The sequence below is a fragment of the Actinomadura geliboluensis genome, assembly GCF_005889745.1.
Lineage (GTDB): Bacteria > Actinomycetota > Actinomycetes > Streptosporangiales > Streptosporangiaceae > Spirillospora > Spirillospora geliboluensis.
In genome coordinates, this window is record NZ_VCKZ01000057.1 from 1 (window position 1) to 13,535 (window position 13,535).

The window sequence follows — 13,535 nt, forward strand, 5'->3', positions numbered from 1 at the left end:
GGCGTCCTGACCCCCGGGCGGCGGGTCCGCGACCTCCCCCTGCTGCGCACCCGCCGCCCGGTTCCCGCCCCGGTCAGACGGCCACGGTGCGGTCAGACGGTCACGGTGCGGTCCGCGGCGGCCGCCACCACGGCGGGGACGTCGTGGGTGCGGGTGTGGACGTCGCGCTGGAAGCGGGCGCCGTTGCCGCGTTCCAGCAGGCTGGGCAGCAGCCGGGTGACGGCGCCGAGGTCGCCGGCGCGGTCCAGGGCCGGGGCCACGTGGTCGAGCAGGGCGTCCACGACGGCGGTGGCGGGGGCCGCGCGGCCGGTGCACGGGTGGACGAGGTCGGCCCGCAGGCCCGACCGCCCGGCCCGCCACATCGCGAGGCGCATCAGGTCGGCCCGCACCGGGGCGGGCGGCTCGCCGCGGCGCCAGGCGCGGGCGGCGGTGTCGACCAGCGCCCGGACGAACGCGGCGATCAGCACGGCGTCGTCGGCGTCCAGGCACACGTCCGGCACCCGGACCTCCACGGTCGGGTAGTGCCGCGACAGCCGGGCGTCGAAGTAGACCATGCCCTCGTCGACGAGGGCGCCGGTGGCGAGCAGAGCGTCCACCGTGGCCCGGTACGCGGCGGCGGAGCCGAACAGCTCGGTGGGGCCGCTGGACGGCCACCGGCTCCACACCTGGTGCCGCCAGCTGTCGTAGCCGGTGTCGGTGCCCTGCCAGAACGGCGAGTTGCCGCTGAGCGCGAGCAGCGGGGGCAGCCACGGCCGGATCCGGTCCAGGACGGCGACGCCCTCCTCCGGGGAGTCGATGCCGACGTGCACGTGGCAGCCGCAGGTGAGCTGCTCGCCCGCGGCGGGCCCGTAGGCGTCCAGCATCCGCAGGTAGCGGTGCGACGGGGTGGGCGACGGCCGGACGCTGACCGGCGACGTGGCGAGGGCGGCGACGGCGACGCCGACCCCGGCCGCCGACTTGGCCGCCGCGAGCCGCGCCGTCCGCACGTGCTCGGACAGCTCGCCGAGCGAGGTGCAGACCGGCGTGGCGGTCTCCAGCTGCTCGCGCTGCAGCTCGGTCTCCAGCGACTTCGACCGCCGCCCGCCGGTGAGGAACAGCTCGTCGTGCCGCCGGGCGTAGCGGATGACGGAACCGGAGGCTGCCTGCGGCGCACCGCTCGCCGGGTCGACGAGGAGCAGCTCCTCCTCCACCCCGAACGTGCGCGGACCCGTGTGCACTGTCACCAGGATGTCCTTCCCGGGAGTGCAGGGTTGTACGTCCCCGGAGGCAATCCTCCTGGTCGGAGGTCCGTGCCTACAATGCGCCCCGCACTTGACCTGACGCTTGGTCGAAAGTTGGTGGTATGTCCTATCTCGTCGGCCAGTGGGGCCTCGGCGCCGTCGGCACGCGGACGCTCCGGGCCCTGATCGAGCACCCCGACCTCGAACTCGCCGGCGTCGTGTCGGACGATCCCCGCCATACCGGGATGGATGCCGCCGAACTGGCCGGAACTGGACGCTCCCTGGGGGTGCCGGTCACCGCCGACCCTGCCGGGCTCCTCGACCGCCGGCCCCGGGTCGTGTGCTTCACCGGCGGCTCCGCCGGCGACCTGTGCCGCGTGCTGGCGGCGGGCGCCGGCGTGGTCACGCACGTCCTGCCCGCCCTGGCGGACCCGCCGACCGCCGAACCCGCGCTGGTCCGGCGGCTCCGCGCGGCGTGCGCCACCGGCGGCGCCGGCTGCCTCGCCGTGGCGCCCGGCGCGGTGCACGACGTGCTGCCGCTGCTGCTCAGCGGCGGCTGCCGGCGGATCGAGTCGATCACGATCACCGAGTTCCGGGGCGCGGCCGGCCCGCGGGCCGGGTTCGGCGAGCCGATCGGGCGCCGCCCGCCGCTCGTGCGGCCGGGTGCGCCGGCCCGGCGCTGGGGCCCGGTGGTGCGGCTCCTCGCCCGGCACCTCGCCGTCCCGCTGGACGACCTGACCGAGACCTACGAGACCTGCCCGGCGCCCGAGGCGATCGACGTGCCGGGCGGGCGGATCGAGAAGGGCACCCTGGCCGGCCTGCGGTTCCAGGTGGCGGGGGTGCTGCGCGGCCGGACCGTGATCACGGTGGAGCGCGTGCTGCGGGCGCGCCCGGACCTCGCCCCGCACTGGCCCGCCCCGCCGCCCGGCGCGGCCCGCGGCCACCGCGTCGAGATCGCGGGCGAGCCCGCCGTGCGGCTGGACCTCGCCGGCGCCGACGGCCCCGACGCCACCGCGCTGCGCATGGTGAACGCCGTCCCGGCGGTCGCCGAGGCGCCGCCCGGCCTGCACACGCCGCTCACCCTGCCGCTGGTCACGGGGCGGCGGCTGCTCCGCTGAGCCAGCCGGCGAGCAGCGTCCCGGTCTCCTCCAGGCGGTCGACGTAGAGCATGTGCCCGGCGTCGATCTCGCTGATCGCGAGGCGCGGGCCGAGCGCGGTGCGGCAGTCCACCACGAACTCGGGGCGGACGAGGTCGGCCCGCGCCGCGATGACCAGGTGGGTGGGCATGTCCGGCGGCGGCGTCAGATGGGGCCGGGCCATCTCCGAGTACGCCGTCACCACCGCCGCCGGCTCGAACCGCCAGCGCAGCCGCCCGTCCGGGGTGGGTTCGAGGTGCTCGGCGACCTCCTCGTCCACGGCCTCGGGCGGCGACTCCGACCAGCGCGCCGCCCGGTAGGCGCGGGCGGCCGCGACGTCGCCGAACGACACCGGGGCCAGGTACCCGCGGGCCTGCCGCGCCGCCTCGTCCGGGGCCAGCCCGATCGCCGGGTCGAGCAGCAGCAGCCGCCGGACGCGGCGCGGCGCCGTCCGCGCCAGGTGCAGCGCGATCATCCCGCCGTAGGAGTGCCCGACGAGGTCGGCCCGCTCGACGCCCTCCGCGTCCAGCAGGGCCAAGACGTCCGCCACGTGCCGCTCGACCGTCCAGGGCGGCTCGTACGGCGACCGGCCGTGCCCGCGCAGGTCGGGCGCCAGGACGGACCGGTCGGCCAGGTACGCCTCCGCCGTCCGCCGCCACCGCGCCCCATGCCCCGTGACACCGTGCAGCAGCACGACGGGCGCTCCCGCCGGGTCTCCATATCGATGCACATGCAACGCCGCGTCCGTCATGGAGTGAAGCGTATGCGCGGGCGGGACGTCCCGGACGTCCTTCACCGGCCACGCGGCACCGGTCAGGGACGCTCCCACCGCACGGAGCTCAGCGCCAGCAGCGCGACGTGGAACGACACGCACGACTCCACGTCGTCGAGATCGGCGTCGAGGACCCGCTCGATGCGCCGCAGCCGCTCGTAGAAGGCGGGACGGGACAGATGGGCCTGCTGCGCCGCGACGGCCTTGTTGCGCCCCGATTCGAGGTACAGCTCCAGGATCCGGGTGAGGTCGCTGCCGCGCTGGGCGTCGTACTCCAGCAGCGGCCCGAGCTCGCGCTCGACGAACGTCTGGACGCGGGCGTCGTCGCGGAGCAGGTGCAGCAGGCCGCGCAGGCGCAGGTCGGGGAGCCGGTAGAACAGCCGGGCGCCGGAGCCCCGGGCGGCGACGCCGGCGACCTGCTCGGCCTCCAGGAACGAGCGGCGCACGTCGGCGATCGTCTCCACCACCGACCCGGCCGCCATCACCGTGTCCGCGGACCGCTTGCGGACACCGGTGGCGACCTCGGTGAGCGCGGTCTCCACGTCCGCGCGTGCGGGCAGCGAGGCGAGCACGCCGACGCGGGCGTGCGGGCCGCCCTCGTCCAGCACGCCGACCAGCGCGGCGAGCCGGGCGTCCCGGCAGGCCGCGGCGGCCGTCTCGGCGAGCGCGGACAGCTCCCCGACCGGCGGCGCGGGCGTGCCGGGGCCGCGGTGCCGGAGCACCACGCCGAGCAGCCGGCGGCCGGACAGCGGCACGCCGAGCGCGCGGGCGCGGGCGGCGGCCTCCTGCGGGTCGGAGTAGGCGTGCGCGAGGATCCGGGCGATGATCGTGCCGTGCGCCTGCCGCTCGACGCTCTCGGCGTGCCGGTCCAGCAGCCGGCCGAGTGCGAGTGTGGTGGCGGCCCGCTCGACCAGCACGGTGTCGCGCGGCGACGGCGGCGCGCCGAGGTCGATGATCAGCCGCCCCCAGTCCTCGCCGCGGGCGCCGACCATCGTGACCAGCCAGCCGGACACCGGGTCGTAGCCGGTGCGGCGGCCGGGCCGCACGGCCCGCGACCGGGTCTCCCACGCCGACAGCAGCTCGGCCGGGTCGGCGCCGCCGGCGTCGGCGGCGAGCACCTGGTGGGCGAGGTTCTCCAGCACGACCGGGTGCCCGCCGAGCGCGGCGACCTGCCGGACGACCTCCTCTGTGGAGGCGCCTTCGACCGACAGCTGGGTGAAGATCTCGTGCAGCCGCTCGGAGGCGCGCAGCTCGGCGAACTGCTCCCGGACGATCCGCGCGTGCACCGCCTCGGTGATGTCCACGAACGCGGGCTCGTGCGCGAGGACGATCACCGGGAGGCCGTGGTCCTCGGCGGCGGCGGTCAGCGCCGGGGGCAGCACGGTGGCGTAGCGCCGGCCCAGCTCGATCATCAGCCCGCTGACTCCGACCTCGGCGAGGTCGGCGATGTAGGCGCGCAGCCGCTCCGGCTCGTCCGGCAGCGCGATCCCGGTGGTGAGCACCAGCTCGCCGCCGTGCAGCAGGTGCGCGATGTCGGTGACCTCGGCGACGTGCACCCACCGGACGCGGTTGGTGGTGCGGTCCGCGCCCGCGACGACGCGCGGCTGGCCGCGGCGCACCGCGTCGAGCTGGAGGACGTCGTCGACGGTGGGCAGCATCGCCGCATGATATCCGGCACCCTGCCAGGGAAGATGATCACATCGTCCCCGGGTGCCGGCCGCCAGCAGACCGTTAACGGGAGGCGCCCGGTCCTGACACTCTGGGGGTGGCCCGGACGGTGCGGGCCGCCGAGACTTGTGCCATGTCGGAACACGCGAACCTGCTCCGGCGCCACAGGGCGGTCATGCCGTCCTGGATGGCGCTCAACTACACGGACCCCATCGAGATCGTCGGCGGCAAGGGCGCCCGCGTGACCGACGCCGAGGGGAACGGCTACCTCGACTTCTTCACCGGCATCCTCACGAACATGCTCGGCTACGACGTCCCCGAGGTGCGGGACGCGGTGGAGCGGCAGCTCGCCACCGGCGTCGTGCACACCTCCACCGCCTACCTGCTGCGCGGCCAGGTCGAGCTGGCCGAGAAGATCGCCCGGCTGTCCGGCATCCCGGACGCGAAGGTGTTCTTCGCCAACTCCGGGACGGAGGCCAACGAGACGGCGCTGCTGCTGGCCGCGTACGCGCGGCGCAGCGACCAGGTGCTGGCGATGCGGCAGAGCTACCACGGCCGGTCGTTCGCGGCGGCGGGCGTCACCGGCAACCGCGCCTGGCGGAACCTGTCGTTCTCGCCGCTGGACGTCCACTTCCTGCACGGCGCCGACCGGCACCTCCCGCAGTTCGCCGGCATGTCCGACGCGGAGTACATCGAGGCGTGCACGGCGGACCTGCGGCACGTCCTCGCGACCGCGACCGGCGGGGACGTCGCCGCGCTCATCGCCGAGCCGGTCCAGGGCGTCGGCGGGTTCACGATGCCGCCGGACGGCCTATTCGCCGCCTACAAGGGCGTCTTGGACGAGTACGGCATCCTGGTCGTCTCCGACGAGGTCCAGACCGGGTGGGGGCGGACGGGCGAGAGCTTCTGGGGCATCGGGAACCACGGCGTCACCCCGGACATGATGACGTTCGCCAAGGGCCTCGGGAACGGCTTCGCGGTCGGCGGCGTCGTCGCGCGCGGCGACCTCATGGACGGGCTGCCCGCGCTCGGCATCTCCACCTTCGGCGGCAACCCGATCTCGATGGCCGCGGCGAACGCGACGCTCGACTACCTCCTCGACCACGACCTCCAGGCCAACGCGGCGCGGCAGGGCGCGACGCTCATCGGCGGGCTGCGCGGCGCCGCCGGGCGGCTGCCGGTCGTCCGGGACGTGCGGGGCAAGGGCCTGATGTTCGCGGTCGAGCTGGCCGACCCGCGCACCGGCGAGCCGAGCCCGCCGCTCGCCGCCGCGCTGATGGAGGCGGCCCGCGTGCGGGGGCTGCTGATCGGCAAGGGCGGCCTGTACGGCAACGTGGTGCGCATGGCGCCGCCGATGACCCTGACCGATGCCGAGGCGGCCGAGGGCCTCGGCATCTTGATCGCGTCCCTGGAAGCCGTCAACGAGGAAGCCGCGTCATGACCGGCAAGCAGGTCACGCACTGGATCGGCGGCAAGCCGTTCGACGGGGAGTCCGCGCGGCGCGGCGAGATCTACGAGCCCGCGTCGGGACGCCTCGCCGGGACGGTCGACTTCGCCGGCCGGGACGAGGTCGACGCGGCCGTGGCCGCCGCAAAGGCGGCGTTCCCGGGCTGGCGGGACGCCTCGCTCTCCCAGCGCACCCGGGTGCTGTTCCGGTTCCGGGAGCTGGTCGCGGCGCACCGGGACGAGCTGGCCCGGCTGATCTCCGCCGAGCACGGCAAGGTGGTCTCGGACGCGGCGGGCGAGGTGGCCCGCGGCCTGGAGGTCGTGGAGTTCGCCTGCGGCATCCCGCACCTGCTCAAGGGCGGGTTCTCCGAGAACGTATCCACGCGGGTGGACGCGTACTCGATCCTGCAGCCGCTCGGCGTGGCCGCCGGGATCACCCCGTTCAACTTCCCGGCGATGGTGCCGATGTGGATGTTCCCGGTGGCGATCGCGTGCGGGAACACGTTCGTGCTGAAGCCGTCGGAGAAGGACCCGTCGGCGTCGGTCCGGCTGGCGGAGCTGTGGGCCGAGGCGGGCCTGCCGGACGGGGTGTTCAACGTCGTCCACGGCGACAAGGCCGCGGTGGACGGGCTGCTGCGCCATCCCGACGTCAAGGCGGTCAGCTTCGTCGGCTCCACCCCGATCGCCCGGTCCATCTACGCGACGGCCGCCGCGAACGGCAAGCGGGTGCAGGCGCTCGGCGGCGCGAAGAACCACATGCTGGTCCTGCCGGACGCCGACCTCGACCTCGCCGCCGACGCCGCCGTGTCCGCCGGGTTCGGGTCGGCGGGGGAGCGGTGCATGGCGATCTCCGTCGTGGTCGCCGTCGACCCGGTCGGCGACGAGCTGATGGCCAAGATCCGGGAGCGGGTCGCCGGGCTGAAGGTCGGTCCCGGTGACCACCCGGAGGCGGAGATGGGGCCGCTCGTCACGCGCGCGCACCGCGACAAGGTGGCGTCCTACCTGGACTCCGGTGTCGCGCAGGGCGCCGTCCTCGCGATCGACGGGCGCGACGCGGACGTCCTCGGCGGCGCGGGCGGCGGGTTCTGGCTCGGGCCGAGCGTCCTCGACCACGTCACCCCGGAGATGGACGCCTACAAGGACGAGATCTTCGGCCCGGTGCTGGCGGTCGTGCGGGCGGGCTCCTACGACGCGGCCATGGAGCTGATCTCCGCCAACCCGTACGGCAACGGCACGGCGATCTTCACCAACGACGGCGGGGCGGCGCGCCGCTTCCAGAACGAGGTGGAGGTCGGCATGGTCGGCGTGAACGTGCCGATCCCGGTGCCGATGGCGTACTACTCCTTCGGCGGCTGGAAGGACTCGCTGTTCGGCGACAGCCACGCCCACGGCATGGAGGGCGTGCACTTCTACACCCGCACGAAGGCCGTCACCGCGCGATGGCTCGATCCGTCCCATGGCGGAGTGAACCTCGGATTCCCCACCAACGGGTGACATATCGGACGTACGGCCGGCCGCCCCCGGGCGCCGGCCGTACGTCCGCGCAGGCCGGCGGCCGTTTGGGACTTTCCCACCGGCCGCCTCTCCCGTCGTTAATTTCCGCCGCGCCCGGCGGCATGAATAATGCCAACATCCGTTGACGCGCTCTGTGTCCGGCGACACAATCGCACTGACTCAATTAATTGAGCCGGAATTGAAAGTCAGGGTCAGCAGTCAAGGGAGTCGCGCCATGGCCGCAGGCGACCACGCAGCAGAGGTGGACGCGCTCGGACGGCGATTTCCGGGCTGGACCATTTGGTTCGGCCCGAGCACCGGGCACTGGTGGGCGCTGCCGCCCCGCGACCGCGACGTCGGCGACTTCCTGGAGGCCGACACCCCGCAGCGGCTCATCGCACGGATCGAGGTGGTCACCCGCGCCGCGCCGAGGCGGCCGCCGGCCCGCGGGCCGGCCCTCCAGCACGACGACGGCCCTCGGCGGCCGTCCCGCGACACCCGGCAGGACGTGCGGCGTCCCTCGAACCTCCTCCGTCTCGAGGGCGTCACACCGCCGCCGCCCGGCCGGGTACCGGTGATCGCGTGGCCGGGCAGCACCGCACGGTGATCCGCTGTTCCCCACCCACGCCGCGCGACGCCGGTGCCGCCGCGGCCCCGGTCCGGACGGCAGCCCGCGCCATACCCCTCTCCGGCAACCTCCGTGTATGGCGCGGACGCCAGCACCCGCCGTCCGCCGGGGCCCGGCGGTCCCCCCGCCGAGAGCCCGTCCGGAATGCCGCACATAATGGTGCGGCAATGGTCAGGTAGTTCTTACCGATAAGAAACCCCCGGGGCGCGTGCCCGAGTCGCGATCTTCGGTAATTTCCCGCTGCCCCGGCGTACACCGGCGGAAAATTAGGCGCGGACCGGCGATCGAATCGTGCGGACCCGCCGGGGCCGGACGGAATGGCGGCGCGGCCGGTCCGGCGGCGCCCGGATCCGGCGAGTGCGGGCCGTCCCGCCGAGCCGGAGGCGCTACGCTGCGCCGATGGGCCTCACGAGGGGGAGGGCCCAGGGCACGGATCGGGAGCGACATGCGGCGGACGGCCACGGCACGGGTCACGGCGGCACGGGCGAGGGTGGCACGGCCCGGGACGGCCCGCACGAAGGCCGCGGTGGCCCTGCTCGGAACCGCCGCCGTCGCCGCCGCGGGCCTCGCCGGCTGCAGTGACGACGGCCCGAAGGAGCCGGCCGGCGCCGCCAGGGTGGCGAGCACCCTGGGGCCGGGCGAGGGCATGCTCAACCTCGTCACGCTGCCCGGCTCCATCGAGAGCGGCCGCACCGACCCGCGCGTCGACTGGGTCACCCCCTTCCAGGAGCGCACCGGCTGCAAGGTCGGCCTGAAGGTCGCCGCCACGCCCGAGGAGATGGCCGGCCTCATGCGCGACAAGGACCGCCGGTACGACGGCGTCGCGGCGCCGCCCGAGGTCGCCGGGCAGTTGATCGCCGAGAACCAGGTCGCCCCCGTCAACACCGACCTGGTCGACGGCTACAAGAAGCTGGAGCCGAAGCTGCGCGGGCTGCTGGAGCGCGACGGCAAGCACTACGGCATCCCGTACGTGTGGGGCTCGAACCTGCTCATGTACGACACCCGGACCGTCCCGCCGCCGGCGAGCTGGGCCGCGGTCTTCGCCCCCGACGAGGCCCGCCGCTACTCCGGCCGGATCGTCATGCGCGACAGCCCGCTCGCCATCGCCGAGGCCGCGCTCTACCTCAAGGGCGCCGAGCGCAAGCTGAAGATCCGCGACCCGTACTCGCTGACGCCCCGGCAGCTCGCCGCCGCCGGCCGGGTGCTGGCGAAGCAGCGCCCGCACGTCGGGGAGTACTGGGAGATCCCGGCCGACGCGGTGAGCGCGTTCGCGGGCGGCCGCGCGGTGCTGGGCCAGGCGTGGCCCTACCAGGTGGACGTGCTGAACCGCGCGGGCCGGGCGGTCCGGGGCGTCATCCCGGCCGAGGGCGTGACCGGCTGGATGGACGCCTGGATGATCGGCGCCCGCGTCCAGCACCCGAACTGCATGTACCAGTGGCTGCAGTGGACGGCGTCCCCGGACGTGCAGCAGCAGGTCGCCGAGTGGACCGGCGTCGCCCCCGCCAACCCGCAGGCGTGCTCGGGCGACCGGCTCAGGTCCGGCTTCTGCGCCGCCTACCACGTCGGCGACCGGGACTACCTCGACGACATCCTCTTCGCGCACGCGCCGTCGAAGGCGTGCGGCGGCGAATCGGAGAAGAACGACTGCACCGACTACGCGGAGTGGCGCAGGACCTGGATCGAGGCGACGCGGCCGCAGGCCGCCAAGCCGCAGGCCAAGCCCTAGGCCGGCCCGTGGGCGCCCGCGGCCCGCGGCGCTAGGGGTCTCTCCGGCGCGCCCGGCCGCCCCCAGCCGGACGCGCCTGCGGGGTGGTCCCGGACTTCCCCCCGAACGCCCGGGTCACCCTTCTCCCTGGAGAGACCTCCACGACGACGGACGCGAGGCCCGCCGCCTTCGCCGGCGCCGGCTCCCCGACCGGCCGTCCGGCGTCCGTGCGCGGCTCCCGTGGGCCCCGCCGCGGGCGGGGTGCCGGCGGGGCGGGTGCGCAGTCGTCGCACGCGAACACCCCGGTCGAGTCCGGCAGGCGGCCGACGCGGACGCGCGGCCGGGGCCATTTCTTCCGGCAGACGACGCAGGCGTCGCCCAGGAGCTGGGCTGCGGTCAGCCCGTCCGGGTCGATCGTCGGCTCGCCTGTCTGGCCCATGTCCCATCCCCCTGGAGGGAGTCGCCTTCACGTGCCTTCCTTTATAGGCCGGGACGGGTGTTGCCACTGTTACCGAAGGTGAAAAGGGCGGCAAAGCCTGCCCGTGTCGCCCGCCCGCCGGAGATCGGGCGGGTTATGCGCGGCGCGGGCGGTCGCGACCCGTCCGACCAGGGCCTTTGCAGACCAGGGTTATGCGTCCGCGGGTCGGGTGCTTTGCTGTTGTTTGGCGCTCTTGTGAGTACAAAGGAGACATGTCGGCACGGAACGGCGCCGCTTCGCCCGTCCGGCCGCGCGGCCCCGGTACCGCACGGGAGCGTGCGGGGACGCTCGAGATCGCCATGCACGGCATCCCGCCGGTGGTCGCGGTGGGCGTGTCGGCCGCCGTGCTGCGCCGGTTGCGCACCGGCCGCGCCCGCGTGCTCGCGGGCGTCATGGGCCCGCTCGCCCTCGCCGTGGCCGCGCTGACCGTGGGGAGCGCCCGCCGCGCCGCCGCGCGGGCGCTGCGCCCGGTGCGGCGGCTCCGCGAGGAACTGGCCGAGCTCCCCGCCGCCGAGCCGGGCTGCCGCGTCGCCGTGCCCGCCACCGGCGACGACGTCGAGCGGCTGGCCGGCCGGATCAACCTGCTGCTCGACCGGCTGGAGACCTCGGCCGCGCAGCGGCGCGCCTTCATCGCCGACGCCTCGCACGAGCTGCGCACCCCGCTCGCGGGCCTGCGGACCAGCATCGAGCTGGCGCTGGGCGACCCCGAGGACGCCGAGCTCCGCGACATGCTGCAGCACGCCCTGGACGACGTCGACCGGCTGCACCGCATCGTCGAGGACCTCTTCGTCCTCGCCCGGCTCGACTCCGGCGACCTGCCCGCCCGGGAGCGCCTGGACCTCGGCGCGCTGGTGGAGCGGCTGGTCGCCCGGCGGTCCCCGGCCGTGCCGGTGACCGTGAAGGCGGAACCGGGCATCGAGGTGATGGGCAACCGGTCGCGGCTCGACCGCGCCCTCGGCAACCTGCTCACCAACGCCGAGCGCTACGCCGCCGGGCGGATCGAGGTGGTGGCGCGCGGCCTCGGCGAGGAGGCGGTCGTCGAGGTGCACGACGACGGCCCCGGCATCCCGCTCGACGACCGGGACCGGGTCTTCGAGCGCTTCGCCCGGCTCGACGCGGCGCGCAGCCGGGACAAGGGCGGCAGCGGCCTCGGGCTCCCGATCGCGCGGCAGATCGCCGTCGCCCACGGCGGCGACCTGTACGTCGCCGACGGCGCCTACGGCGCGCGCCTCGTCCTCCGGCTGCCGCGCGCCCGCTGATCCGGCGGATACAGTCGGAACCCGGCAGAAGGCGACCGCCCGGAGGACCCAGTGGCCGACACCCGCACCCAGGACATCGTCGACCCCGAGCTGGCTTGCCCGGTCGCGCCCGTCGTCGACATCGTGTTCAGCCGCTGGACGACCCCGATCCTGTGGACGCTCCACGAGTACGGGCGGCAGCGGTTCGTGGAGCTGCAGCGGCACATCGCGACGATCACGCCGAAGGTGCTGACGCAGCGGCTCCGCCGGCTGGAGCGCGACGGGCTGGTGGTCCGCACCTACCACCCCGAGGTCCCGCCGCGCGTCGAGTACGAGATCAGCGAGCTGGGGCGCAGCCTGGCGCCGCTGTTCGCCTCGCTGTCCGAATGGTCCGCCGAGAACCTGGAGAAGGTGGAGCGGGCGCGCCGCGCCTACGACGCGGGGGAGACCTGAGCGGGCCGGTGCCCGAGAATGGAGCCGTGATGTCTCCCTCAAGCACCGACACCTCCGGCGGCGGCGCGGCCGCGCGCGAGGTCGTCGTCCTCGGCTCCACCGGTTCGATCGGCACCCAGGCGCTGGACGTGGTCCGCCGCAACCCCGGCAGGTTCCGGGTGACCGGGCTCGCCGCCGGCGGCGGGCGGGTGGAGCTGCTCGCCGCGCAGGCGCTGGAGTTCCGGCCCGAGATCGTCGCGGTCGCCAGGGCGTCCGCCGCCCAGGACTTGCAGCTCGCGTTCTACGCCGAGGCCAAGCGCCGCGGCTACGCCTCCGGCGACTTCGCCATCCCGAAGATCGTCGCGGGCCCGGACGCGGTCGCCGAGGTCGCCGCGTGGCGGTGCGACGTGGTGCTGAACGGGGTGACCGGCGCGCTCGGCCTCGCCTCGACGCTGGCCGCGCTGGACGCCGGCCGGACGCTCGCCCTCGCCAACAAGGAGTCGCTCATCATGGGCGGCCCGCTGGTGAAGGAGCGGGCGCGGCCGGGGCAGATCGTCCCGGTCGACTCCGAGCACTCGGCGCTCGCCCAGTGCCTGCGCGGCGGGCGCGCGGACGAGGTGCGGCGGCTCGTGCTGACCGCCAGCGGCGGCCCCTTCCGCGGGCGGAGCCGCGCCGAGCTCGGGGACGTCACGCCCGAGCAGGCGCTGAACCACCCGACGTGGAACATGGGCCCGGTCGTCACCATCAACTCCGCGACCCTGATCAACAAGGGGCTGGAGGTCATCGAGGCGCACCTGCTGTTCGACGTCCCGATGGACCGGATCGAGGTCATGGTGCACCCGCAGTCGGTCATCCACTCGATGGTCGAGTTCACCGACGGCGCCACCCTCGCGCAGGCGAGCCCGCCCGACATGCGGCTGCCGATCGCGCTCGGCATCGACTGGCCCGACCGCGTCCCGGACGCCGCGCCCGGCGTCGACTGGACGGCCGCGCACACCTGGGAGCTGTTCCCGCTCGACGACGAGGCGTTCCCCGCCGTCGCGCTGGCGCGGCACGCCGGTGAGCTGGGCGGGACCGTGCCGGCCGTTTACAACGCCGCGAACGAGGAATGTGTGGACGCGTTCCGCGCCGGGCGGCTCCCGTTCCTCGGGATAGTCGACACCGTCGCGCGGGTAGTGGAGGAGCACGGTTCGGGCACGCCCGGGGACCTCACGCTGGACGACGTCCTCGCGGCCGACGGGTGGGCCCGTGCCAGGAGCAGGGAACTGACCGGAACCGACTGACCCGGGTACCCCGGGCACGAGCCCGAGGGGACCCG

The 13,535-nt window shown here is 75.0% G+C and carries 12 protein-coding genes; 8 read left to right on the forward strand and 4 right to left on the reverse strand.

Features of this window, described 5'->3' with window-relative positions; all coding sequences use genetic code 11:
* Positions 1–92: 92 nt before the first annotated feature.
* Positions 93–1,223, reverse strand: coding sequence for a carboxylate-amine ligase (locus tag ETD96_RS10905; RefSeq protein WP_240807487.1), 1,131 nt, complete (start codon positions 1,221–1,223; stop codon positions 93–95).
* Positions 1,224–1,342: 119 nt separating this feature from the next.
* Between ETD96_RS10905 and ETD96_RS10910 the strand changes: the two genes are divergently transcribed.
* A complete protein-coding gene (locus tag ETD96_RS10910; RefSeq protein ID WP_138636202.1) occupies positions 1,343–2,338 on the forward strand; it encodes an NAD(P)H-dependent amine dehydrogenase family protein in 996 nt (331 codons plus the stop codon).
* On the opposite strand, the gene ETD96_RS10915 is transcribed toward ETD96_RS10910, so the two are convergent.
* Positions 2,313–3,107, reverse strand: coding sequence for an alpha/beta fold hydrolase (locus tag ETD96_RS10915; RefSeq protein WP_138636203.1), 795 nt, complete (start codon positions 3,105–3,107; stop codon positions 2,313–2,315). The genes ETD96_RS10910 and ETD96_RS10915 overlap by 26 nt on opposite strands.
* Positions 3,108–3,169: 62 nt before the next feature.
* A complete protein-coding gene (locus tag ETD96_RS10920; protein ID WP_138636204.1) occupies positions 3,170–4,786 on the reverse strand; it encodes a PucR family transcriptional regulator in 1,617 nt (538 codons plus the stop codon).
* A 143-nt stretch (positions 4,787–4,929) separates the two neighbouring features.
* Between ETD96_RS10920 and ETD96_RS10925 the strand changes: the two genes are divergently transcribed.
* The 4 genes from ETD96_RS10925 (at position 4,930) to ETD96_RS10940 (ending at position 10,090) form a co-directional block, all read left to right on the forward strand.
* On the forward strand, positions 4,930–6,237 hold the full coding sequence (locus ETD96_RS10925) for an aspartate aminotransferase family protein (protein ID WP_138636205.1): 1,308 nt from the start codon (positions 4,930–4,932) through the stop codon (positions 6,235–6,237).
* The gene (locus ETD96_RS10930; RefSeq protein ID WP_138636206.1) at positions 6,234–7,736 is read left to right on the forward strand and encodes a CoA-acylating methylmalonate-semialdehyde dehydrogenase; all 1,503 of its coding nucleotides are present in this window, start codon (positions 6,234–6,236) and stop codon (positions 7,734–7,736) included. The genes ETD96_RS10925 and ETD96_RS10930 overlap by 4 nt, the downstream gene beginning before the upstream one ends.
* A gap of 235 nt (positions 7,737–7,971) precedes the next feature.
* On the forward strand, positions 7,972–8,343 hold the full coding sequence (locus ETD96_RS10935) for a hypothetical protein (RefSeq protein WP_138636207.1): 372 nt from the start codon (positions 7,972–7,974) through the stop codon (positions 8,341–8,343).
* A gap of 547 nt (positions 8,344–8,890) precedes the next feature.
* Positions 8,891–10,090 (forward strand): ABC transporter substrate-binding protein, encoded by a 1,200-nt coding sequence (locus ETD96_RS10940; protein WP_240807489.1) that lies wholly within the window; start codon positions 8,891–8,893, stop codon positions 10,088–10,090.
* Between the two features lie 31 nt (positions 10,091–10,121).
* Here ETD96_RS10940 and ETD96_RS10945 read toward each other — a convergent pair whose 3' ends face one another.
* A complete protein-coding gene (locus ETD96_RS10945; RefSeq protein ID WP_138636209.1) occupies positions 10,122–10,508 on the reverse strand; it encodes a hypothetical protein in 387 nt (128 codons plus the stop codon).
* 251 nt (positions 10,509–10,759) lie between these two features.
* On the opposite strand from ETD96_RS10945, the gene ETD96_RS10950 reads away from it, so the two are divergent.
* The 3 genes from ETD96_RS10950 to dxr are packed head-to-tail and all read left to right on the forward strand — an operon-like array spanning position 10,760 to position 13,500.
* Positions 10,760–11,806, forward strand: coding sequence for a sensor histidine kinase (locus ETD96_RS10950; RefSeq protein WP_138636210.1), 1,047 nt, complete (start codon positions 10,760–10,762; stop codon positions 11,804–11,806).
* Between the two features lie 51 nt (positions 11,807–11,857).
* Entirely contained in the window at positions 11,858–12,238 is a 381-nt protein-coding gene (locus tag ETD96_RS10955) for a winged helix-turn-helix transcriptional regulator (RefSeq protein WP_240807491.1), read from the forward strand.
* 29 nt (positions 12,239–12,267) lie between these two features.
* Entirely contained in the window at positions 12,268–13,500 is a 1,233-nt protein-coding gene (gene dxr, locus ETD96_RS10960) for a 1-deoxy-D-xylulose-5-phosphate reductoisomerase (protein WP_138636211.1), read from the forward strand.
* Positions 13,501–13,535 lie beyond the last annotated feature (35 nt).

What these genes read in the sequence shown, in the direction of transcription:
- ETD96_RS10910 (WP_138636202.1), top strand. Translation starts at nt 1,343, where the DNA reads ATGTCCTATCTCGTCGGCCAGTGGGGCCTCGGCGCCGTCGGCACGCGG.
- ETD96_RS10915 (WP_138636203.1), bottom strand. Translation starts at nt 3,107, where the DNA reads ATGACGGACGCGGCGTTGCATGTGCATCGATATGGAGACCCGGCGGGA.
- ETD96_RS10920 (WP_138636204.1), bottom strand. Translation starts at nt 4,786, where the DNA reads ATGCTGCCCACCGTCGACGACGTCCTCCAGCTCGACGCGGTGCGCCGC.
- ETD96_RS10925 (WP_138636205.1), top strand. Translation starts at nt 4,930, where the DNA reads ATGTCGGAACACGCGAACCTGCTCCGGCGCCACAGGGCGGTCATGCCG.
- ETD96_RS10930 (WP_138636206.1), top strand. Translation starts at nt 6,234, where the DNA reads ATGACCGGCAAGCAGGTCACGCACTGGATCGGCGGCAAGCCGTTCGAC.
- ETD96_RS10935 (WP_138636207.1), top strand. Translation starts at nt 7,972, where the DNA reads ATGGCCGCAGGCGACCACGCAGCAGAGGTGGACGCGCTCGGACGGCGA.
- ETD96_RS10945 (WP_138636209.1), bottom strand. Translation starts at nt 10,508, where the DNA reads ATGGGCCAGACAGGCGAGCCGACGATCGACCCGGACGGGCTGACCGCA.
- ETD96_RS10950 (WP_138636210.1), top strand. Translation starts at nt 10,760, where the DNA reads ATGTCGGCACGGAACGGCGCCGCTTCGCCCGTCCGGCCGCGCGGCCCC.
- dxr (WP_138636211.1), top strand. Translation starts at nt 12,268, where the DNA reads ATGTCTCCCTCAAGCACCGACACCTCCGGCGGCGGCGCGGCCGCGCGC.